A 20,309-nucleotide genomic window follows, 5' to 3' on the forward strand; every position below is an offset into this window, starting at 1 on the left:
GCTCACCGTTGAACCTCTCACTTCAAGACATCAGGTGCTATGGACGCTACACAGACTGATACCTCCCGAATCGTTGCACAGTTGGCCCGCGAACTGGACGTCGCTGCTCAGCAGGTCAATGCCGCCGTCACACTGCTGGACGAAGGCGCTACAGTGCCGTTCATCGCGCGCTACCGTAAGGAAGTGACCGGGGGGCTGGACGACAACCAGCTGCGTGAGTTGGAAGAACGGCTGCGCTATCTGCGTGAACTGGAAGCGCGGCGCGATACGGTGCTGGCGGATATCGACGCTCAGGGCAAGCTGACCGATGCTCTGCGTGCGCAGATTACAGCGGCAGATACCAAGCAGCGTCTGGAAGACCTCTATCTGCCGTTTCGCAAGAAGCGCCGTACGCGTGCGCAGATGGCGCGCGAGGCAGGGCTTGAGCCGCTGGCCGATGCGCTGCTGGTTGATCCTTCCCTTGACCCGCTGGTGACCGCCGAGCCTTATGTGGCTGCCGCTGCGGCTATCGAAGGGGCGGATGTGCCTGATGCTAAGGCGGCGTTGGACGGAGCCAAGCAGATCCTGATGGAGCGTTTTGCCGAAGACGCCGAGCTGGCAGGCGTGCTGCGTGACCGCCTGTGGCAGGAGGGCATCCTTCAGTCGACGGTGCTGAGTGGCAAGGAGCAGGAAGGTGCCAAGTTCTCTGACTATTTCGAGCACAGCGAGCCGCTGGTTAAGGTGCCGTCTCATCGCGCCATGGCAATGTTCCGTGGACGTAACGAAGGCGTGATGTCGCTGGCGTTGAAATTCCCCGAAGAGATCGAAGGGCTGACCTCGCCTGCCGAAGCCGCCATTGCTAAAGCTGCAGGCATCGCGCCCGAGGCTGACCGTGCGGCCGATGCATGGCTTAAGGAAGTGGTGCGCTGGACATGGCGCGTCAAGCTGTACACCCGTCTTGAAACCGAACTGTTCGGCCGCCTGCGCGAGCAGGCTGAAGGCGCTGCGATCCAAGTGTTCGCCGAGAACCTCAATGACCTGCTGCTGGCCGCGCCTGCCGGTGCGCGTCCGACGCTGGGCCTTGACCCGGGGCTGCGTACCGGGGTGAAGGTGGCGGTGATCGACGCCACGGGAAAGTTCGTCGATCATGCGACCATCTACCCGCATGCGCCGCACAAAAAGTGGGATCAGGCGCTACAGGTGCTGTCTGGGCTATGCCTGAAACATCAGGTTGAACTGATCGCCATTGGCAACGGCACGGCCAGTCGCGAAACTGATCGCTTGGCGGCCGAATTGGTAAAAGGGCTCAAGGATCGCTTGAACATCAGCAAGGTAGTGGTCAACGAAGCGGGGGCCTCCGTTTATTCGGCCTCGGCCTATGCGGCCCAGGAATTCCCCGGTCTGGACGTGACCATCCGTGGTGCCGTTTCCATTGCGCGCCGTCTGCAGGATCCGCTGGCCGAGCTGGTCAAGATCGAACCGAAATCCATCGGGGTGGGGCAGTATCAGCATGATGTGTCGCAGGTGGCGTTGGCGCGCTCGCTGGATGCGGTCGTGGAAGACTGCGTCAACGGCGTTGGGGTTGACCTGAACACGGCGTCGTCTGCGCTGCTGTCGCACGTATCCGGCCTCAACACCACTCTTGCGGGCAACATTGTGGCCTACCGCGATCGTGAGGGGGCTTTTGGGGATCGCCGCCAGCTGCTCAAGGTCGAGCGCATCGGTCCGAAGACCTTTGAGCAGTGTGCTGGTTTCCTGCGCATCCACGGTGCCGCAAATCCGCTGGATACGTCTGCCGTTCACCCGGAAGCTTATCCCGTCGTCGAACGCATTGCCGAACGCCATCAGCGTCCGGTGGCAGAGCTGATCGGCGACAGCAGTTTCCTCAAGCGTCTTGAACCGGCCGATTACACCGATGAACGGTTCGGTGTCCCTACCGTGACCGATATCCTGCGTGAGCTGGACAAGCCGGGACGCGATCCGCGCCCGCGCTTCGAATTCGCAGAATTCCGTGAAGGGGTCGAGTCGCTCAACGACCTGGAACTTGATATGGTGCTGGAAGGGGTCATCACCAACGTGACCCACTTCGGCGCATTCGTCGATATTGGCGTGCATCAGGACGGTCTGGTGCATATCTCGGCAATGTCCGAGCGCTTTATCAGCGATCCGCGCGAAGTGGTGAAAGCGGGTGACATCGTCAAAGTGAAAGTGATGTCCGTCGATGTGCCGCGCAAGCGTGTAGGACTGTCAATGCGCATGAGCGATCAGGCTGAGCGCCACCCCGACGCCGAGAACACGTCTGCCGGTGCTGCGCGCCCGCATCGCCAGCATTCACCGCGCTCACGCACGTCTTCTTCGGCACCGTCTTCGCAGAGTGCTCCGATGGGGGCGCTGGGTGCAGCACTGCTGAAAGCCGGGGCTGCACGTCGCAAGTGAACCTGTGCGGGCATTGACAGTCCAACCTCGAAGCACCGGTGTGCTTCGAGGGATGACCAACGGACGTACACCTATTGAGCAAGGAGCGCTAGCCTGTGCCGGATATGCTAACTCGCCTATTGGATGGGCTTAAAGGCCCGCTGGGGGATGGACTTCGCCCTATTCGACGCGGTATCGAACGTGAAGCACTGCGCGTTGATGCGGAAGGCTGCATTGCCCAGACACCGCATCCTGACGCGTTGGGTCACAAGCTCACTCATCCCTGGATCACGACGGACTATGCCGAATCATTGATGGAACTGGTGACGCCGGTCTGCGATAGCGCCCCTGAAGTGCTGGCGTTTCTGGCCGACCTGCATCACCACGTGCTGCGGCATCTGCCAGAGGGCGAATGGCTGTGGCCTGCCAGCATGCCGGCGCGTCTGCCCAATGGTGGCGATAGCGTACAGATTGCTGACTATGGTTCCTCGCATTCTGGTGAACTTAAACACGTCTATCGCAAGGGATTGCGTCACCGCTATGGCAGCATCATGCAGTCCATCGCGGGCATTCATTACAACTTCTCGCTGACGCCTGAGTTCTGGCGCATTCTGCAAACGCTGGAAGGGGCCGACGATCAATCGCTCGACGATTATCGCACGGCGCGCTACTTCCATCTGATCCGTCAGTTCCGTCGCAACAGCTGGTTGCTGCTGTATCTGTTCGGTTCATCGGTGGCGGTCGACGACACATTCTTTACGGACATGACCGTGCCCGACGGCCTTGTACCTCACGGTCAACACACCCTGCTGTCTGAGCAGGCGACTTCACTGCGCATGAGCGACATGGGCTATCAGAACCGCGTGCAGAGTCAGCTCAAGGTATGCTTCAACCGGCTGGACAGTTATATCCGCACGCTGAAGCAGGGGATCGAAACGCCGTGGCCGCCCTACGAGAAGATCGGGGTCAAGGTGAACGGCGAATGGGAGCAGATCAGCGACCATATTCTGCAGATCGAGAATGAATACTACTGTGACGTGCGGCCGAAACGTGTCGCGCATCGTGGACAAACACAGTTGCAGGCACTGCATGACAACGGTGTGGAATACATCGAAGTGCGCTGTCTGGACATCAACCCTAACCTGCCGCTGGGCATCGATGAAACGCAGGTGCGCTTCCTCGACACTTTCCTTACGTGGTGCCTGCTGTCACCGGGGGACTGGATCAACGAAGAGGAATGCCTGCGGTTGGATGACAACCGGGCGCGTGTGGCTACGGGCGGGCGGATTCAGGGTGGCGTGCTCTCCATCGAAGGCCGCATGGTGACGCTTGCGGAGCAGGCTACACTGCTGTTTGATCAGCTTGCTGACGTGGCAGCCTGCTTAGATGAGAGCGAAGAGGGTGAACCGCACCAGCAGGCGCTGCGTTCGCTGCGAGCAGGACTGAATGACCCGGCGCACACGGCGTCAGGTCAAGCCGCGGAAGCGCTGACGGCTACCGATGACGACTTAACGACGGTCGCTATGCGCCTAGCGCGGCAGCATGCTTCCACGCTGCGCGGCCAGCCGCTTAGCGATGAGATGGTGCAGCGTCTGGAAGAGAAGCGAGTGCAGTCCATTGCGGACGAACGCGCGCTGGTCGAGCATGATCAAGGCAGTTTCGATGATTATGTAGAGCGCTATCTGGCATCGGCGCGTCACCTTTCTTGACGTGGTAACGACCCCTTTGATGGTTAGGGTCAGAGCGGGGCATCTTCCGTGCCCGCTCATCTATGGATGTGCGTGATGCACGACAGGTACGACAGAACAGGGACTACAGGAAAAGAGTAATCGACATGAGCAGACGATTGATGGGAATGTCAGGCCGCCTATGGTGCCTGATCGGGTTTCTGATGTGCGCTGGCATGATCGTATTTGCCTATATCCTCCAGCACGTCTTCGATCTGGAGCCTTGCCCTTTATGCATCTTCCAGCGTATCGCCGTGATCGTAGCAGGGCTGTGCTTCCTGCCGGGCATCTTCTATCGCCCATACCGCAGTGCTGCTGTATGGGGCGGTTTAGCACTGCTGAGCTCGCTGGCGGGGATCGCACTGGCCGCACGCCACTTGTGGCTGCAGAGCTTGCCTGCTGACCAGGTGCCGACCTGTGGTCCGCCGCTGGACTACATGCTGGAAAGCCTGCCGCTGTGGAACGTACTGCGCCAAGTGCTTTCCGGTTCCGGCGAATGTGCTGAGATTCACGGTATCTTCCTTGGCATCACCCTGCCGGGCTGGACGATGATTGGCTTTATCGCGCTTGGCGTTGTGGCCTGTGGCGCGCTGTTTTCAGCGTTCCGCAAGACCGATGGCCGCACGACACCGCCCAAAGATGATAAAGGTAACGCCCCGCGCTACGCTGCGTAAGCCTGCTGCCGAGTGCCGACGCCCGCGAGTTTTTCGCGGGCGTTTTCGTTTGGCTGGCAGCCTCCTAGTTTCTACCCCTTGCCTTTTAGAGAGAGGCCCCATTGCGGGCATCATACGGTGTTGAACCCACCGTCTTTACCTTCCATTTCTCTCTCAAAGGGTCAGTGTTAGCACACGTAGAAGGCCGTGCCTATCCAAGCCTAATGCCATGACATTGGCCGCTTGCGAAAGGAATCGGCGCTGTGCGACCATACGCGGCGCGCTGATCGTGCGGCTGAGTGCCGCCCGTTTATTGCGCGTTGTGTTGATTTGATATAGAGAAAGGACAATCTGGAATGGCTGCATCGCATACCAATGCTGCGAAAAAGATGGTGATGAAAACCTGCTACCGCTCGCAAACAGAGAAACCGCGCAAAGGCAAAGGGGCTTATACCCGCAAAGCCAAGCACGCAAAGGCCGGCCCGTCCGGCCTTTCTTTTATCTGCGCCATGGTGGCCTGACGCTGCGCATTCTGATGATACCTTTCCTCTTCTGTTCTTCCATCAGCTAGCACGCCGATTTTTACTCGTCATTATTATTAATCTTATTTGTGTGTTTAGTTGCTTCTTATCGCGCTTAATAATGGTTGTTGTAATGGCGCTATTCTGACATTTGTTGTGACAAAATGATTTTGAGATGTTATATGTGTTTTTGTGTATAGTGTAATAGATAGTAGCCAATTAAAATTATAAAAAAGGTGCTCTAATGCGAAAACTTAATGATGATGGTCGTTTTTTTATTAAAAGTTCAGAATCCCTAGTCCTTCACGCTTATCCCGATCCTCTTACCAAAGGCGAGCCATATACCATTGGTTATGGTCACACTGACCGTGGAAAAATAAAGCCTGGTGATCGTATAACGGAGCAGCAGGCAGATGAACTCTTCGATAAAGATATCGAGAAGTACGAACGTTGTGTATCGGATGCGGTTAAAGTTGAACTAACGGATGAACAATTCAGTGCCCTTGTTTCATTTTCATTCAATGTGGGAGCAACTGCTTTTCTAAACAGCACGCTCTTAAAGGAACTGAATAACGGCCATTATACTGAAGCAGGAAACCAGTTTATTGTCTGGAATAAATCGAAAGGCAAGGTTTCGCCAGGCCTTACGAATCGGCGTCAGCATGAGCAGAATTTGTTTAACCAAGGTATCGTCAAGCAACGTCTTTCTTCTTCTAGCCTTGATGAGCTTACGTTACGTTCCATCTCTATATTTTCTGAGATGCAAGGCGTTAAACTCGATGACCTTATGGCATTGTTTCGTAATGAGGAAGATATAAAAAAGAAAGAAATAGAGCACGATAAGTTATGGGAGCAATGGAACCAATCTACTTCTGATGTCAATCGTTGTTACGATATAGAAAAATATCATGATAAAGAAAATAAAATGTTAGAAGAATATAGAAAATTGGGCAACGAAATTATTGAACTGGCCCAGACATCGATGAACATTAAATTGAAAATGCTTGCCGATTTCGAAAGTTGTACTGAATTATCATCCAGACGCTATCAAGAAGAAATGCAGAGTGATGAATATATAGCGTTGCAAAATGAAATGGAGAAGGATTTTGAAGATGACGATGATGAAGACGACGACGTCATCGTATAGCAATCAAGGCCACTCCTCGTCAGGGAGTGGCCTTGAGAGTCTAGAAAAAGGGATTCTAGCGGCGCAGTGAGATAATCGGCCAGCCGCGGGCGCGGGCCATATCCGCCAGCGTAGGGTCGGGGTCGACAGCGATGGGGTGGTCAACGTACTCCAGCAGCGGCAGGTCGTTGTGCGAGTCGGTGTAGCAGTAGATGCCCGCGCGTTCGATTTCCGGATGTTCGTCCAGCCACGCTTCAAGGCGGATAACCTTGCCTTCCTGAAAACTGGGCACACCAGAAATGCGGCCGGTATAGCGGCCCGTGGCGTCGGTCTCAAGGTCGATGGCGATCAGTTCGTCAGCACCCAGTGCGTTAGCGATCGGTTCGGTCACGAAGCGGTTGGTGGCCGTGATGATCATCAGGTAGTCGCCGCGGGCGCGGTGCTCTGCCAGCAGGGCCTGTGCCTTCGGTAGCATCAGCGGTTCGATCACCTCACGCATGAACTGGCGATGCCAAGCATCCAGTTGCTCGCGGGAGGCCTTTGCCAGCGGGGCGACACAGAACGCCTGATACTCGGCGACATCAAGATCGCCTGCGGTATAGGCTCGCAGGTAACGATCATTTTCGGCGCGATGCTTCTTCTCATCGACGGCACCAATAGAAATAAGAAACTCGCCCCAGGAATAGTCACTGTCACCAGCGATCAGGGTGTTGTCGAGGTCGAAAAGCGCAAGTCGCACGATGGAGCCTCCAGGCAGAAAGGGAAAACGCACAATGACATGCTACGCGTCATCACACCATATTGTTGATGCTGTTTCATGCTTTATGGAAAAATGATGCCATGACAAGAGGCCCTTTGCCGAGGGGCATCTTCCATCTCCTTCGTCGGTCGCGGTTGGGCTGGCGCATTCTACGAGAGGAATGATCCCGTGATTGACCCGGATGGCTTCAGGCCCAATGTTGGCATCATCATTGCCAATCGTGTTGGGCAAGTGCTCTGGGCACGGCGGGTAGGGCAAAATGCATGGCAGTTTCCCCAAGGTGGAATCAAGCCTCACGAGACGCCGCGTCAGGCGCTGTTTCGGGAACTTGAAGAGGAGATCGGGTTGTGTCCACAGGACGTTGAAGTGGTGGCCTGTACTCGAGGTTGGCTGCGCTATCGCTTGCCGCGTCGCATGATCCGCATGCATTCCCGACCGCTGTGTATCGGGCAGAAGCAGAAATGGTTCCTTTTGCGCCTGAAAGGGCAGGAGTCCCATATCTGCATGAATAAAACGCCCGAACCGGAGTTCGATGGGTGGCGTTGGGTCAGCTACTGGTACCCGCTGGGACAGGTGGTACCCTTTAAACGCGAGGTCTATCGACGCGCGCTTCACGAGCTAGCGCCGCGCCTGTAAAGGCGACTGCGTGAGGCACACAGGCTGATCCATCTGCTGTAAGCATCATCAGGAGCCTGGCCGGAAACGGTCAGGCTCCTTGTCTATCCTGCCCGCTGTCTTTTCTCAATTGCACCGTTGCTAGTGCGTTCATCCCGCTTCATGAGTAGGGTACACTGGGAAACATCTATCCGTAGGCGTTGCCTGGAGTGCAGCGCATCTGCCATTCGTGGTTGCGATCAAGGAGCTAGGGGCACATGCATTACCCCAATTTCGATCCAGTGCTACTTCAACTGGGACCGTTCAAGGTGCATTGGTACGGTCTCATGTACGTTATCGGCTTTCTCGGTGCCTGGCTGTTGGCGCGCAGTCGCGCTCACCGACTGGGTATTTCTCGGCAGGCCGTCTCCGACATGATCTTCTACGGTGCGCTGGGCGTTGTGCTGGGCGGGCGTCTGGGCTACGTGCTGTTCTACGGTCTTGATCGTTTCTGGCAGGACCCGAGCTGGATCGTACGCGTGTGGGAAGGGGGCATGAGTTTCCACGGCGGTCTGATCGGGGTGCTGGTCGCTGCGCTGGTTTTCGCGCGTCGCCATCGTCTGGGATTTATTCAGCTGACGGACTTCATTGCTCCGATCGTTCCGGTGGGCCTAGGCGCGGGGCGTTTGGGCAACTTCATCAATCAGGAGCTGCCGGGGCGTGAAAGCACCCTGCCGTGGGCCATTGATTATCCGCGCTATGGGGCGGTGCTGCGCCATCCTTCGGCCATCTATCAAGGGCTGACGGAAGGGCTGGCGCTGTTCGTCATCCTATGGTGGGTATCGCGCAAGCCTCGTCAGCGTGGTCTGATGTCCGGGCTGTTCATGCTGTTGTATGGCGCGTTCCGCTTCTTCACCGAGTTCTTCCGCATGCCGGATGAACAGTTGGGCTTCGTGGCCTTCGGTTGGATGACGCGTGGGCAAGAGCTGTGCGTACCGATGATGCTGATCGGGTTGGCGCTGATCGTATGGTCGCGTAAGCAGCCCGTGGATCAGCCTGTCGTTGCTGATACAGCGTCCGACACGCCATAGCGGCTTTGTTTCTGAGGCACATGACAGCCCCGATGTGTTTGCGCGCATCGGGGCTGTCTGCATCAAGCGCACGGCAATGCACTGCCCGTGCAAAAGGCGAGAGCGCTCTTGCAAGCCGCAAGGTGCCTGTCTGTGTTTTCTCGAACCTTAAGGGGATGGCCGCCGCGTGCCGCGCATGCGTATCGGTCATCGTGGCGCTTTGATGCAGAGGTTGCGTCAGGTGCGCTATCATGGCCCGCATTGACCTGTACGCTAGGTCATCCTTTTTGTCTGTCTGATATCCCGAATGCGATGAGAGGTGCTGATGCAGCCATATCTGAATTTGATGCGACATGTGCTGGAAAACGGTACGCGCAAGAGTGACCGTACGGGTACCGGTACGATCAGCGTCTTTGGCTATCAGATGCGTTTCGATCTGTCCGAAGGTTTCCCCTGCCTGACCACCAAGAAGCTTCACCTGCGCTCCATCATTCATGAGCTGCTATGGTTTCTGCAGGGCGACACCAATATCGCGTATCTCAAGGAAAACGGTGTCCGTATTTGGGACGAGTGGGCTGATGAAGAAGGCGAACTGGGGCCTGTCTACGGCTATCAGTGGCGCAGCTGGCCGGCACCGAACGGTGAATCCATCGACCAGATCAGCAATCTGATCCAGCAGATCAAGACTAATCCTGATTCGCGTCGCCTGATCGTGTCGGCTTGGAACCCTGCGCTGGTCGATCAGATGGCGTTGCCGCCGTGCCATGCTTTGTTCCAGTTCTACGTAGCGGACGGCAAGCTGTCGTGCCAACTGTATCAGCGCAGCGCGGATATCTTCCTTGGGGTGCCGTTCAACATCGCTAGCTATGCGCTGCTGACGCACATGGTGGCGCAGGTATGTGGTCTCGAACCGGGCGAGTTCATTCATACGCTGGGCGATGCTCACCTCTACCTGAACCATCTGGAACAGGCAGAACTGCAGCTGACGCGTGAGCCGCGTCCGCGCCCGACGCTGGTGCTCAATCCCGAGGTTAAGGATATTTTCGGTTTTACCTTCGAGGATATTGCGCTCGAAGGCTATGACCCGCATCCTCATATCAAGGCACAGGTATCCGTATGAGTGAACACGATGTTCCCGTGGCGATGATTGCCGCACTGTCGCGCAACCGCGTGATTGGTGCGGACAACAAGATGCCGTGGCATCTGCCCGAAGACCTCGGGCATTTCAAGCGTCTGACGTGGCAGAAACCGATCATCATGGGCCGCAATACGTTCGAGTCCATTGGGCGTCCGCTGCCGTCGCGCCATAACATCGTGCTGACGCGCGATCCCGCATTTGCTGCCGAAGGTGTTGTGGTCTGCCGTGATTGGCCCAGTGCCCTGGCTGCTGCCCAGCAGTACGCGCTGGAGCACGGCGCAGAGGAGGTCATGGTCATCGGCGGCGGTCAGGTGTACGCCGAAGCTATGCCGGATGCTGACAGGCTCTATCTGACCGAGATCCGCATGACCGTCGAAGGCGATACGCGGTTTCCGCTATTGGAAGATGACGTCTGGCAGGAACAGGAGCGCGTGGCAGGGAACCCTGATGAAGGGCAGCCCTACTACGATTTCGTCACGTACGTACGCCAGTCACGCTAAGGCGGGCGGCTCAGGGAAGGCAGGAGAAGCAGGTGACAGGTTCTCTCGATACGCTTTTTGCGTCACTGGATCAGCAGATTCGCGATCTTGTACAGGAACGGCAGGCGGCTTTGGCACAGGTGGCATCGCTTGAGCAGGAGAATCACCGACTGCGCGAGCGGCTGGCAACGCTGGAAACGCGTCTGTCCAGTGTTGTGTCGCATGTACGAGCGATGGCCTCATGGGACGTTGCGCCCCCTGCTCAGGAGCAGGATGCCCGCGCGCGCGATGTGACAGCCTCATCATTGCCGTCTACGCTTGAGCAGCGTGTCGAGACCACCTCTGAAGCCTCCTCTGTGTCGGCCGATGAAGTACGTAGCGACTTCCCGTTGTCGGCTACCGATGAGATGGTGGCGACAACGCCTACCTCCTTGTCTAATGCCGAGACCAACACTGACATGTCTTCTTCCCTCGATAATGCCTCTGTGCAGGACCCGGCGGATGCGCCTTCTCCGCAGCAGCTGTTGAAGCAGTGGTATTCACGCTATCCCAAAGCCTTCTTCAAGGCTCATACACGCCCCTTGCAGATCGGTATCCATGAAGCGCTGATCGATGCTGAACCGTGGTCGGCGCGTCTGATCCGCCGCACGTTGGCCTGCTACGTCAATCTTCCGCGCTATATGAAATCGGTACGACCGGGCGCACAGCGCGTCGATTTGGAAGGCCAGCCGGCCGGCCAGGTGACGGAAGAGGAAGCGCTGCATGCGCGCGAGCAGCTTAAGCAGCTGCAGGCCCGTCAGAAAAGCCGTGAAGAAGAACAGCAGCAGCGACGCATATCGACCAAGCTTGAAGCGTTGCAACGGCAGCACCAGCACTGAACGTGCAGTGAGCGCTAGGCGTTCGTTCGAGCAATAGACGCTCCCATCCAGTGAAAAGGAAGGACCTTCGGGTTCTTCCTTTTTTTATTGGCCTATCTTTCGGTGTGGCATGCCGCATGCAGCAAGGCGAGCACGAAGAGTGGACGCTCGTTTATACCCGACCATACTGATAGTTATGGCAGTAGCAGGATAGTCAATTATCTTGTTAGCATGCTAATATATCGCGTTATATGTATTCCTCCAGCCTGCACGCATGTGCATCGGCAAGACAGTGAGGTGGCGAACACTCATGTGGTTACGTGAAATGGCGTGGGGAGGCGTTCTGGTCAGCCCCATGGTGATGTATTGCGCGATCAGCCTCGTGCTGCTGTTGAGCCTGCGATTCTGGCTGCGTGATACGCGCATCGGTCGGGTGGCATGGCGGGAAGGGTGGTTCGATGTGGCCCTTTTCATTTGCCTGCTGGCCGCCGTGGTGTGGTTTTTTAGCGTGGTGTGATGCCTGACGGGCGTCATGGCGCGAGACTTGGTTTGAGGAATTCCTTCATGCAGCGATTGATGCGTTTCATCTTTACCGTCGCCGTGATTGCCGCTGCCGTGTTGGCCGGTATCTGGCTGTGGCGCTATTACATGTATACCCCGTGGACGCGCGATGCGCGCGTGCGGGCCGATATCGTGACCATCACGCCCGATGTGTCGGGATGGGTCGAGAATTTCAATGCCAACGATAAGCGGCTGGTGCACAAGGGCGATTTGCTGTTCACCGTTGATCTGGCCCGCTATCAGCTGGCATTGGATCAGGCGCAGGCAACGGCCGAGAAGGCGCGAGCCGCCTGGGAACAGGCCCAGCATTCGGCCGTACGTCGTGCCCAGCTGGGGCAACTGGCGATCAGTCAGGAAGCGCGCGATACCGCCAATCTGAGCGCGGCTGAAGCCAAGGCGGCCTACGATGCCGCTCAGGTGGCGGTCAACAGTGCGCAGCTGGACGTGTCACGTGCCCGCTACGAGGCCCCTTTCGATGGTCAGCTGGTTAACCTACAGCTGCATCCCGGTGATTACGTGACCCGCGGCAGTGCCAAAATCTCGTTGATCCGCGATGACAGCTACTACCTGACCGGCTATTTCGAAGAAACCAAGCTGGCGGGCATACAGATCGGCGACCCTGTCGATATCCACCTGATGGCCTCCAACCATACGGTGAAAGGGCACGTACTAGCGATTGGGCGTGGTATCTCTAACAGCAACCTGACCCCGGGTAGCGATCTGCTGCCGAGTGTTTCACAGACCTTTACGTGGGTGCGTCTGGCCCAGCGCATTCCCGTTGACGTCGCGTTCGATCAGCCGCCATCTGATGTGATGCTGAGCGCGGGCATGACCGCGACGCTGCACGTTCATCCTGAGCGCCGTGCGCATGCGGCACCTGCACAGCCCGCATCGGCTCCGGTAACCGCTGAGGGTGCCGTGTCGCCATGATGTCCTCCGTGCTCGCGGTCTACCTGAAGCCCAAGCTGTCGACTATCCGCTTTGGGTTGAAAGGCATTGTGGCTATGGGGCTGTCGCTCTATGTGACGATGCTGATGGATTTCGATCGGCCATACTGGGCGATGATCTCGGCCGTCTTTCTACTGATGCGTCCTGAAAACGGCATGGTGATTCAGAAGGGCTTCTTCCAGTTCTGCGGCAATGTGATCGGTGGCCTGATCGGACTGGTTATCCTGTCCTACGGCCTTCAGCACCGCGTACTGGCGCTGGGCAGCGTCGCGCTGATGATTTTTGTATTGGGGACGCTGGCCTCACGTACTCGCGACTTCAACATTACCTATCTGTTCGCCATGATCGCGACCACCATGGGCATGGTGGTACTGATCACCGAATCGTCGGCGCCCAGCAGTGCCGGAGCCTTCACTATCGCCGTGTCGCGCGTGACCGAGATCGGGATCGGCGTGGCATGTGCGACGGGCATCAGCTTAGTGATGTGGCCGCAGGATACTCACCCGCGCATGATGGCCGATGCACTCGGTACGCTGAAAGCCGCGCTGAAGGTGGTGCATACCCAGCTGGACGTTCATGAAGCGGGGGACCGCCACACCGCCATCCTTGATGCGCTTGATGCCATCATGGCGCTGCAGGCCGATACCGGTCCTGTCTTCTATGAAGGCCCCGCCGGGCCGCGCCGTGCCCGTGCTGCTCACCTGCTATCACAGCGCGGTCTAAGCCTGATTGCTGATGCTAACAGTATGGCGTATCGCGAACGCGGCGAGCTCAATCAGATGCTGTCGGTGTGGATCGACCAGCTGCGCGATGAACTGGGCGGCATGCTGGAACGTGACGATCCCAAGGCCATGCGCGATGAGTTGGTCGAGCTGCGTCAGTCGATCATCCGTCAGCCATTGGGCGAGGGAGCATCTGCTTCGCAGCAGCACACACGTCGTGCATTGCTGACGTTGATGGCGCATTTGATCGTGCTGTGTGATGCCTGTCTGCTGATCGAATCGCCGGAGCCGGGGCGAGCACTTAAAGCGCGCGCCCCGCGCACGCGTCAGGACTGGCTGCCCGCGATGACTGTAGGGCTGCGCTGCATGCTGCTATTCATTATCGGAGCGGTTGTGTGGATATCCACCGGCTGGAACAGCGCGATCATGATGATGCTGATTCCTGTCGTGCTCGGTACGATGCTGGCCCAGCTGCCTCATTCGGATATGCTGGTGATGCGAGCGTTATTGGGCGGGGCCATCGCGTTTCCAATCGCGATTATTTTCGGCAATGTGCTGCTGGCGAATACCATGCACGCGTTCGAGTGCATGCTGATGATCTTCGGGCTGCCGCTGTTCATCGCGCTGTTTGGCTTCACGGCCCGTCAGACGTTCCCGCAGACGCTGGGGTTCTGCATGACCTATATCATCATGACCATGCCCAGTAACCACATGACCTTCGACGTGCCGAGTGCCATTGAACGCGGGTTGGCGCTGCTGATGGGATTCACCCTGCTGATGGTGCTATTCCGTAGCTTGCCCGTACCGCGGGCGACAGCGGTGCACCGCCGTCTGTATCGCGCCATGCTGAGCGATCTGCGTCAGGTGGGATCGAAGCGTGATGAAGCCGAGCGCTTCAACAGCAACATGCTGTCGCGCTTGCAGCAACTGGGGCACTACGAGCGCTCGGCCCGTGACCGTCTGCCATGGCACTGGGTGGAACAGGGGTTACTGGCTTTTGCGGTGGGGCATCTGGTGATGCAGGTGCGCGCGCTGTTCCGGGCCAGTCTGATCCCCGATCGCCAGCGCGTTGCCTTGCAGGTATGGCAGCAGCGCGTTGCGCGCCACTACGATGAAAGCGTTACTGGCGCTTTTGATATCGCCATCTTCGAAGCCCATACCCGCGATCTGCTAGCGGCGCTGGCATCGTGGCCGAACGTTGAAGCCGATGTTCTGGACCAAGTGGCCTTCGTGTGCGGACGTATCGGTATGATGCTGCGTGAACAGCAAGAACGTCGCGATCAGCCCGATCCCGTTGTGTCCAAGAGCACGATGGCTTGATGTGATGGCATGGCGTTGCCTTTCAAGGGGTCTGTTCATGGCCCCTTGTTCATTTTGATCTTTCCTTTTAGGTTGCCGCTTTTCCCTTCTTTTTTGCCTCTCTCTTTTTTCTTACCCCCTCTTTTTTATGGCACCTCGCTCTGTGGCAGATTCCTCCCGCGCGATAGGCTTGGGGCTTTTCGTCTTTGTCAGCAAGAACGGTAATCGCTGTTTTCTGATGGCTTCACCCTTCATGTGGTCGCGATAGTGGCATAGATAGGCTTGACCTTTGCCACGGCACCAGCGCTTCAAGACGTCTCGCTTTTACGGCTACGACGGATGAAATACCGACCTTCCATGGGCGGTGCGTCGTGTGCTGCGTCGCCCTTACTGTGATGGCGTTACCTTCATCTGTCCGATAGCAGGTCTCTTTGCCGAAGATCCATCATGCTTTGCTTTCGGAAGGGAGCGCGATGCGTGACTAAAAGCCAGTGGTGATGATTTATACAGTGGATGTATCATCAGCCCAATCAACGGGTTGTGTTCATTCTGCAGGCAGTCGAGGGGGTAGGTATGCGTCAGCATCCATGGGGGTGTGCGGTCATCATTAGCGGTTTACTGTGCGTCGTCATTTTTGGTCTGGGTATTTCGCTGGGGCTGCTACCGCTCTACCTGACGAATGAACTTGGATTCACGCCGACCGTCGTGGGTGCTGTGATTGCGCTGGAGTCGATCAGTACGCTGCTGTCCCGCCTGCCTGCGGGACGTTTTTCGGATCGTCGCGGTGCTAAGTGCGGCATGCTGTGGGGGCTGGCGCTCTCGGCATTGGCGGGGGCGATGTGCCTGCTGGCGATTCAAGGAGCCGCTCAGTGGGGAGCGCTCGGAACGCTGGGAATCATCCTTCTGTCGCGCATCGTGATGGGCATAGGGGAGAGCCTCGTGTTCACTTGCAGTGGCACATGGCCCATTGGCCTAATCGGGCGCGAAAGTGCGGGTAAGGTGATGTCGATGGTCGGAATTGGCATGTTCATCGGTTTGGCCGCCGGCAACGGCGTAGGAGGGTTGGCGCATCAAGGCTACCTTTCCCTGACCAGCGGAGCATGGGTGATGACGCTGCCGCCGTTGTTTGGCTGGGGTATAGCGCTGTGTCTGCCCTCGGCACCGATCGTGGGAACGAATGCGTCGTTGTCGTTGGTGCGCGTCGTGGCGCGGGTGTGGCCGTCCGGTGCCGGTTTTGCGCTCAGTAATATGGGCTATGCCGCGATCATGTCATTTCTGATGCTGATGTTCTGGTCAAAAGGGTGGCAAAGCACGGCCACAATCGCACTGGTGATGTACAGCGTCGGCTATGTGCTCAGCCGCCTCAGCGTGGGCTTCTATACCTCGCGTTTGGGACGTCGGGCGACGGTGCTGATGATGGTGATTGAGGCATTGGGATTGGCCATGATTGCATGTGCTGGCATAAGCGGTGCGTCGATTGGGCCATTGCTGGCTATCGTGGGATCGTTTTTGACGGGGTACGGGTTGTCGATGGTTTATCCGCTGTTGGGCGTGACGGCCATCGGTAGCCTGCCTGCGGCGCATATGGGGGTGGCACTTAGCGCTTATGAGGCCTGTTTCGATATCGGTATTCTGTTGGTGGGCTGTATCAGTGGGGTACTGAGTGCGTGGGGGTATGCTGCCATCTTCGGACTGGCGGCGACCTGTGCGCTGCTGGCCTGTGGGTGCGCTCAGCGTGCATGGCATCAACACGATGCACGGGCATTGTCCGCAGTCTGATGCAAAACGCCCCGTGCGCAAGAGCGCAGCGGGGCGTTTTCATGTGCAGGATGACCGGGCTTATTGAGCCGGGGCAACACGTACGCTGGTGCCTGAACCGATGATGCGCACACGCTGACCAACCAGATAGGTATTGTCGGCCTGCTGTACGATGACCAGGTTCTGGCCGTCATCACGTTTGATCTGTACTTCCATACCGTTGGTGCGGTCGGAGCTGGCTTCTACGCGGTTGCCCGCCCAAGCACCACCCAGTGCGCCCACAGCCGTTGCGATGGTTTTGCCACCGCCACCGCCGACCTGGTGGCCCAGCAGACCACCCAGCACTGCACCACCGATGCCGCCGAAGCCGCTTGTGCCGTTGCCTTCGATCTTCACAGCACGAATGGCTGTGATAGTACCGTAGGAAACGCTCTGTGCCTGACCTGCCTGTGCGCCAGTGTAGTTGTTGCCGTTATAGGGTTCGTTGGCACAGCCGCCCAGTGTCATCGCGCCCATTGCCGCAACGGCAGCCAGTGTCAGGTAACGTTTCATGGCAAATCTCCTTTCTATCGGCATGTGCCGGTGCTTGGATCCATCCTGAGCCGCTACCGCGTAGCGGGCCCTTGAACTCTAGCGTAGATGAAAATCGCTGTATCGCCATCCACGGATGGCACATAGCATGCTCTGTCTATTTGACCGGCAAACCTGCTAAGGGTTCGTGAAAATTCCAGTCATATCATGTAGCAAAGACACGCTCTGCGGTAACACGTCACGGTAAGCGTGCGTTCACCTTGATGAAAAGTGTAGCGCAGCCGTCGCTTTCCGGTCATCCAGATCAGTCTCATTTCTAGCGTGGGTTTCTTTGCTTAGCGCCTGTCGCTGTGAGCGCTCTGGCAGCAGCAAAAGGTGCGCTATTGCAAGGCGTTAGTGCGAAGTTAAGACGACAGCGAAGAGCAGTGATGGGCTATTTAGACCGTGGGAGAGTGTTCTGCTGCGAGAGTCTGCTGTGGAGAGCAGGAGGCGGCAGCGAATCACAGAAGAGAAAGAACGTTCATACGAGGCGAAGACAGGCTTTTATTGAAAGAAAAAGCCTCCTCCGACACGGCTGTGTCAGAGGAGGCGTCATTAACCGATCAGTCGTCGCTCAGAATCAAGCTGCCACGGTTGATCAGTTTCGCCAGCAGGCCAGCAGAGACATCATCGTTTGCCAGTTCGGCCGGGATAGGCGCGGAACTGCCCAGTAGATGAGCCAGTGCCTTAGGTGCACGCAGACCGTCACCATCGACGAACAGCGTGGCGTAGGCGTCTTGCTCATCATGCCAGGCAAATCGCGAACCCAGTGCACGTTCGATCTCTGCACCTTCGGCCAGCGCTTCGCGCAGCGTGGTGGCATCCAGATACTCGTCTGGCTCTATCAGCTGATCCGGGTATTTGGTCTGGGTCATGTAGCGCCCGAACCACTGTTTCAGCTGCTCGCGGTCATCCAGCGATGACAGAATGAGTTGGCGCGCGCGTTCCAGCGCATCATCATCCACTTCGCCCGGGTTACCCAGCGTCAGATCGGCGTCGGCATAGCGCTGCATCTCGGAGAGCTGCTCGCCGCGATAGTCGGCGTAGGACGTGACCATTTCGTCGGCGGACGGTGCGCGGAAACCGACGGAATAGGTCATGCAATCATCGCTTTCGCTGACGCCGTTATGTGCGATGCGCGGCGGGATATAGAGCATGTCGCCCGGTTCCAGCACCCAATCCTGATTTTGATCGACCTCGAAGTGTTCGAGGATGCGCAGATCGATGCCCTGGATCACCGGCTCGTCTTCGTCAATGAACTTGCCGAGCTGCCAGCGGCGCTTACCCGTTGCCTGAATCAGGAACACATCATAGTTGTCCATATGCGGACCAACGCTGCCGCCGGTGGGGGCGTAGCTGATCATGATGTCGTCCAGACGCCAAGTCGGGATGAAGCGGAAGTCTTTCAGCAGCTCGGCAACCTCAGGCACGTAGTGATCGACGGCCTGTACCAGTACGGTCCAGTCGCGATCGCCCAAGCGTGCAAAGGTGTCTTCATCGAACGGACCGTGGCTTGCCTGCCACGGTTTGCCGTTGGCACCGACCTTCTCGACGATACGGGATTCGATGCCTTCCTCGCAGGCCAGACCGGCCAGTTCGTCAGGCATCAACGGCGGTTCGAAGTTCGGATAGGCACCGCGGATCAGCAGCGGTTTCTTGTGCCAGTAGTCCCGCAGGAACGTGGTGACATCAAGGCCGCCGGGGAGGGTGCTGGGGGCTGTCATGCAGTTACTTCTCCTGTTGACCGATACGGGCAGCCTGCTGCGCTGCATTACCAGTATAGGTGCCCGGTGTCAGTGCGCGCAGAGCGGCCTTGGCATCGTCGGGCAGCTGCTGTGCGTCAATAAAGGTGGCCAGTGTGGCCTGATCAATCTGTTTGCCGCGGGTCAGCGCCTTGAGTTGCTCATAGGGCGTTTCGAGGCCATAGCGGCGCATGACGGTCTGGATCGGTTCCGCCAGCACTTCCCAATGATGATCGAGGTCATCGTTCATGCGGGCCGGGTCGGCTTCCAGTTTGCCGATGCCTTTCAGGGAGGCGTTGTAGGCGATGACGGCATGCGCCAGACCCACCCCCAGGTTGCGCAGTACGGTGGAGTCGGTCAGGTCGCGCTGCCAGCGGGAAACGGGCAGCTTGCGGGCCAGATGTTCCAGCAGCGCATTGGCGATGCCCAGGTTCCCTTCGCTGTTTTCGAAGTCGATCGGGTTGACCTTGTGCGGCATGGTTGACGAGCCCACTTCGCCTTCCTTCAGACGCTGTTTGAAGTAGCCCAGCGAGATGTAACCCCAGATATCGCGGTCGAAGTCGATCAGTACGGTGTTGAAGCGAACGACAGCGTCGAACAGCTCGGCAATGTAGTCGTGCGGTTCAATCTGCGTGGTGTACGGGTTGAAGGCGATACCGAGGCTTTCGATGAAGCCCTTGGCGTGCGCAGCCCAGTCGACCTGCGGGTAGGCGCTCAGGTGGGCGTTGTAGTTACCCACGGCACCGTTGATCTTGCCCATCGGCTGGATGTTGCGGGCCTGTTCGAGCTGGCGGCGCAGGCGATAAGCGATGTTAGCCATTTCCTTGCCCAGCGTGGTGGGGCTGGCGGTCTGGCCGTGGGTACGGGACAGCATCGGCTGGTCGGCGTAATCGCGAGCCAGACGTTCTACTTCTTCTGTCAGCTGCGTCATCAGCGGCAGGACGGCAGATTCCAGACCGTTCTTCAGCATCAGGGCATGCGACAGGTTGTTGATATCTTCGCTGGTGCAGGCGAAGTGTACGAATTCACTGACGGCGGCCAGTTCGGCGTGGTCGGCCAGACGGGACTTAATGAAGTATTCGACCGCTTTGACATCATGGTTGGTTGTTTTTTCGATGTCTTTGATCGCCTGTGCGTCTTTGAGCGAGAAGTCGCGGATCAGCTGGTCGAGGAAGCGGTGGGCGTTGTCGGAAAGCGGGGGGACTTCAGGAATATCGGGATGCAGAGCGAGGCTTTCAAGCCAGCGGAGTTCAACCTGGACGCGAAACTTCAGCAGACCGAATTCGCTGAAGAACTCGCACAGCGGAGCGGTCTGGCGAGCATAGCGACCATCGACGGGAGAAAGCGCAGTCAGCGTAGTACGTTGCATCAGGAGCACCTGCAGAGGAGG

General features: G+C 57.7%; 18 protein-coding genes. 14 read left to right on the top strand and 4 right to left on the bottom strand.

Features of this window, described 5'->3' with window-relative positions:
* Positions 1–39 precede the first annotated feature (39 nt).
* The 5 genes from ACMHYW_RS02530 to ACMHYW_RS02550 all read left to right on the top strand — a co-directional run bounded on the left by ACMHYW_RS02530 (position 40) and on the right by ACMHYW_RS02550 (position 6,442).
* Positions 40–2,415, top strand: coding sequence for a Tex family protein (locus tag ACMHYW_RS02530; RefSeq protein ID WP_414500749.1), 2,376 nt, complete (start codon positions 40–42; stop codon positions 2,413–2,415).
* Between the two features lie 104 nt (positions 2,416–2,519).
* On the top strand, positions 2,520–4,103 hold the full coding sequence (gshA, locus tag ACMHYW_RS02535; RefSeq protein WP_414501459.1) for a glutamate--cysteine ligase: 1,584 nt from the start codon (positions 2,520–2,522) through the stop codon (positions 4,101–4,103).
* Positions 4,104–4,228: 125 nt separating this feature from the next.
* Complete coding sequence (locus tag ACMHYW_RS02540) at positions 4,229–4,795, top strand: disulfide bond formation protein B (RefSeq protein WP_414500750.1); 567 nt, start codon at positions 4,229–4,231, stop codon at positions 4,793–4,795.
* A 335-nt stretch (positions 4,796–5,130) separates the two neighbouring features.
* Positions 5,131–5,295 (top strand): alternative ribosome rescue factor ArfA, encoded by a 165-nt coding sequence (gene arfA, locus ACMHYW_RS02545; protein WP_414500751.1) that lies wholly within the window; start codon positions 5,131–5,133, stop codon positions 5,293–5,295.
* 244 nt (positions 5,296–5,539) lie between these two features.
* Entirely contained in the window at positions 5,540–6,442 is a 903-nt protein-coding gene (locus tag ACMHYW_RS02550) for a lysozyme (RefSeq protein ID WP_414500752.1), read from the top strand.
* A 55-nt stretch (positions 6,443–6,497) separates the two neighbouring features.
* On the opposite strand, the gene ACMHYW_RS02555 is transcribed toward ACMHYW_RS02550, so the two are convergent.
* On the bottom strand, positions 6,498–7,160 hold the full coding sequence (locus tag ACMHYW_RS02555) for an HAD family hydrolase (RefSeq protein WP_414500753.1): 663 nt from the start codon (positions 7,158–7,160) through the stop codon (positions 6,498–6,500).
* Positions 7,161–7,349: 189 nt separating this feature from the next.
* On the opposite strand from ACMHYW_RS02555, the gene ACMHYW_RS02560 reads away from it, so the two are divergent.
* The 9 genes from ACMHYW_RS02560 (at position 7,350) to ACMHYW_RS02600 (ending at position 16,628) form a co-directional block, all read left to right on the top strand.
* On the top strand, positions 7,350–7,817 hold the full coding sequence (locus ACMHYW_RS02560; RefSeq protein ID WP_414500754.1) for an RNA pyrophosphohydrolase: 468 nt from the start codon (positions 7,350–7,352) through the stop codon (positions 7,815–7,817).
* A 236-nt stretch (positions 7,818–8,053) separates the two neighbouring features.
* Complete coding sequence (gene lgt / locus ACMHYW_RS02565; RefSeq protein ID WP_414500755.1) at positions 8,054–8,866, top strand: prolipoprotein diacylglyceryl transferase; 813 nt, start codon at positions 8,054–8,056, stop codon at positions 8,864–8,866.
* Between the two features lie 304 nt (positions 8,867–9,170).
* Positions 9,171–9,965: a thymidylate synthase gene (locus ACMHYW_RS02570; protein ID WP_414500756.1), complete on the top strand. Its 795-nt coding sequence runs from the start codon at positions 9,171–9,173 to the stop codon at positions 9,963–9,965.
* Entirely contained in the window at positions 9,962–10,483 is a 522-nt protein-coding gene (locus ACMHYW_RS02575; RefSeq protein WP_414500757.1) for a dihydrofolate reductase, read from the top strand. Before ACMHYW_RS02570 ends, ACMHYW_RS02575 begins: the two co-directional genes overlap by 4 nt.
* Before the next feature lie 32 nt (positions 10,484–10,515).
* Positions 10,516–11,340 (top strand): ProQ/FINO family protein, encoded by an 825-nt coding sequence (locus ACMHYW_RS02580; protein WP_414500758.1) that lies wholly within the window; start codon positions 10,516–10,518, stop codon positions 11,338–11,340.
* A 289-nt stretch (positions 11,341–11,629) separates the two neighbouring features.
* A complete protein-coding gene (locus ACMHYW_RS02585) occupies positions 11,630–11,836 on the top strand; it encodes a DUF1656 domain-containing protein (protein ID WP_414500759.1) in 207 nt (68 codons plus the stop codon).
* Positions 11,837–11,883: 47 nt separating this feature from the next.
* Positions 11,884–12,810: an efflux RND transporter periplasmic adaptor subunit gene (locus tag ACMHYW_RS02590; protein ID WP_414500760.1), complete on the top strand. Its 927-nt coding sequence runs from the start codon at positions 11,884–11,886 to the stop codon at positions 12,808–12,810.
* Entirely contained in the window at positions 12,807–14,870 is a 2,064-nt protein-coding gene (locus ACMHYW_RS02595) for an FUSC family protein (protein ID WP_414500761.1), read from the top strand. Before ACMHYW_RS02590 ends, ACMHYW_RS02595 begins: the two co-directional genes overlap by 4 nt.
* A gap of 552 nt (positions 14,871–15,422) precedes the next feature.
* Positions 15,423–16,628 (top strand): MFS transporter, encoded by a 1,206-nt coding sequence (locus ACMHYW_RS02600; protein ID WP_414500762.1) that lies wholly within the window; start codon positions 15,423–15,425, stop codon positions 16,626–16,628.
* 60 nt (positions 16,629–16,688) lie between these two features.
* Here the strand turns inward: ACMHYW_RS02600 and ACMHYW_RS02605 are convergent, their stop codons facing one another.
* The 3 genes from ACMHYW_RS02605 to purB form a co-directional block, all read right to left on the bottom strand.
* The gene (locus ACMHYW_RS02605) at positions 16,689–17,159 is read right to left on the bottom strand and encodes a glycine zipper 2TM domain-containing protein (RefSeq protein WP_414500763.1); all 471 of its coding nucleotides are present in this window, start codon (positions 17,157–17,159) and stop codon (positions 16,689–16,691) included.
* Between the two features lie 581 nt (positions 17,160–17,740).
* Positions 17,741–18,901: a JmjC domain-containing protein gene (locus ACMHYW_RS02610; protein WP_414500764.1), complete on the bottom strand. Its 1,161-nt coding sequence runs from the start codon at positions 18,899–18,901 to the stop codon at positions 17,741–17,743.
* Positions 18,902–18,905: 4 nt separating this feature from the next.
* Entirely contained in the window at positions 18,906–20,288 is a 1,383-nt protein-coding gene (gene purB / locus ACMHYW_RS02615; protein WP_414500765.1) for an adenylosuccinate lyase, read from the bottom strand.
* Positions 20,289–20,309: the final 21 nt, after the last annotated feature.

Origin of the sequence: Zymobacter sp. IVIA_12111.31 C1 (genome assembly GCF_047495495.1) — a bacterium.
Taxonomy (GTDB): domain Bacteria; phylum Pseudomonadota; class Gammaproteobacteria; order Pseudomonadales; family Halomonadaceae; genus Zymobacter.